Consider the following 2,135-nt stretch of genomic DNA (forward strand, 5'->3'; position numbering starts at 1 on the left):
GGCTGGGGGTGAGGGGGCTGAAACCGACCGATCGCCCTTCACGCCGCCGCCGCTCTCTTCACCAAACTTCGCCGAACGCCCCGCGAACGGCCGCGTGCGAGGGTTCGCCCACCCTCACCCCCGGCCCCTCTCCCTCAGGGGAGAGGGGAGCAGAGCGGGGGGCGCTCACCAATCTCCCCCGCCCTCAATACACCCATTCCGTCACCACGCCGGTGACGAAGCGGTCGGATTGAAAGAGCGGGTTCTCGGAATCGAACGCTTGGTAGTTCGCGACCGCGGCGACGCTGAGGCGGGGGGTGAACCACTTGCGCAGCTCGCCGCCGGCGCGGTAGATGACCTCGTCGCGGCTGGGTTCGAACTCGAACTGATCGTAATGTCGGAAGCCCACGCCGGCGTCGAGCGTCAGATTCAACGACTCCACGATCGGGATCACCGCCTGGCCGGATAGGCCGGCGCCGAGGTAGGCGTAGTCGCTGCCGGTCGCATCCAGGCGGTCGAGGTCCACGCCGACCCGCACGCTGGAGAGATGCCGTAGCCCCGGCGCCCACTCGCGGGCCAAGCCGGTGGCGTAGGTCACGCCGTCGGCGCTGGTCACCTCGGGCAGGATGCCGTCGTCCCGGAAGTCGGCGTGATCGATGGAGAGATAGCCGACCGTCGCGACGCCGTCGGCGCCCAGATGCGTCAGCCGACCGGTCAGACCGTGCCGCTCGGAGAACGTCTCCCCGTCGAACTGATCGAGCGTGAAGCGGTATTCCAACCGCGGCACCAACACGCCGCCCTCCCACGGGACGGCCTGTTCGTAGTACAGGCCCGGCGTATAGCTGCTGAGGTTCAACGCCTCGAACGGCTCCTCGTTCAGCGTGAACCGGCTATAGAACAGCGGACCCGCCGCCCAGCCGTCGCCCTTCAGCGCGGCCCATTCCATTTCCGGGGCGACGAAGAACTGGGCGCTCTCCCGGTCGCCGGGGGCGAGCTGCCGGGAGGTCGGCGCCAGCGCGACGTTGCTGTCGTACAGCAGCCCGGTTTCAAGCCGGAGATACAGCGGCAGGTCGTCCGGCAGCAGGCTGGGGAAGAAGCTCTCCGCGATCGGTTCGTCGGCGAACGGCGCCGGGGCGGGGGGACCGGGGAACTGACGAATCTCGTATCCGGCGAGCGCCACGTCGGACTCGTCCGCGTCGCTGCCGAAGCCGTCGCCGAGCCCGTTGCCGGGGCCGTCGCCGAAGAAGTCCTCGGCGAGAGCGTTTCCGACGCCGGGACTCGCGGCGCCGTGCGCGGCGTCGGGCGGGTCGTTCCACGGATCGGGCCGCGGCTGGGTGAACTCGGGGGGAAGCTCCGCGAGGCGGGCCTGAGCATCGGCGGCGTATTCGCTGTCCGGGGCAATGCGCACCGCCTCCCGCCACTGCTCCGCGGCGCCGACGAGATCCCCGGCGGCGTGCAGGGCCCGACCGAGATCGAACCGCGCCGCCCCGCCGAGCGGCTCCAACTCCACCGCGGCCCGCAGCGGTTCCAGCGCCTCGTCCGCCCGCTCCGCGTCCACCAACGCGCGGCCGTACAACCGCTGGGCGTTCGCGTCCTCCGGCGAAGCCGTCGCCTTCTTCTCCAGATACGTCAACATCGCCGGCGGGGGCGGGGCGGCGATGCTCTCCGCCGTGCCCCACGCCAGCGCCGCCAGCGCGAGCGGCAGGACGAGCGGCAGGGGCGTCGACCTCGCCGCACGCATTCGTCTTGCCTTAATCGATTGAGAAACATCGACGGAGAAACGGGGGACGCGATCATCCCGGAACGTCGATCCCGGCCCGGAACTAGATGCGAACGCCGCAGCGGTCAAGAGGCGATCCCGCCGGCGACCGCAGTTCCGGACCCGTGCTGGACCTGCTCTGGACCGACGGAGGAGGCGGGTGTTATCCGGGTCGGCTTCTGCATCGCCCCGGGCGCCGGCTCGCGGCCCCTCCGTTTCGTTCTGAACACCGAAGGACGCCATGCGTTCCCGCTCCCTCCACGGACTCCTCGCCGCCGCCGTGCTGTCTGCCGTCGCCGCCGACGCCTCCGCCGCCCCGCAACTCGGCAGCTCGGTCGATCGGGCGCTCCAGAGCCGCGGGCAACTGCTCGGCGGCGCCCGATCGACCGAGCTGCCG

At 70.9% G+C, this 2,135-nt stretch carries 1 protein-coding gene; it reads right to left on the bottom strand.

Annotated elements, in window-relative coordinates; genetic code table 11:
* Positions 1-184 precede the first annotated feature (184 nt).
* The gene (locus LzC2_RS21230) at positions 185-1,720 is read right to left on the bottom strand and encodes a tetratricopeptide repeat protein (RefSeq protein ID WP_171190019.1); all 1,536 of its coding nucleotides are present in this window, start codon (positions 1,718-1,720) and stop codon (positions 185-187) included.
* Between the last annotated feature and the right edge of the window lie 415 nt (positions 1,721-2,135).

Source organism: Alienimonas chondri, assembly GCF_013036045.1.
In the GTDB taxonomy this organism is placed as follows: Bacteria; Planctomycetota; Planctomycetia; order Planctomycetales; family Planctomycetaceae; genus Alienimonas; species Alienimonas chondri.

Bases quoted from the DNA above. Each gene is read 5' to 3' on its own strand.
- LzC2_RS21230 (WP_171190019.1), bottom strand. From the start codon at position 1,720: ATGCGTGCGGCGAGGTCGACGCCCCTGCCGCTCGTCCTGCCGCTCGCG.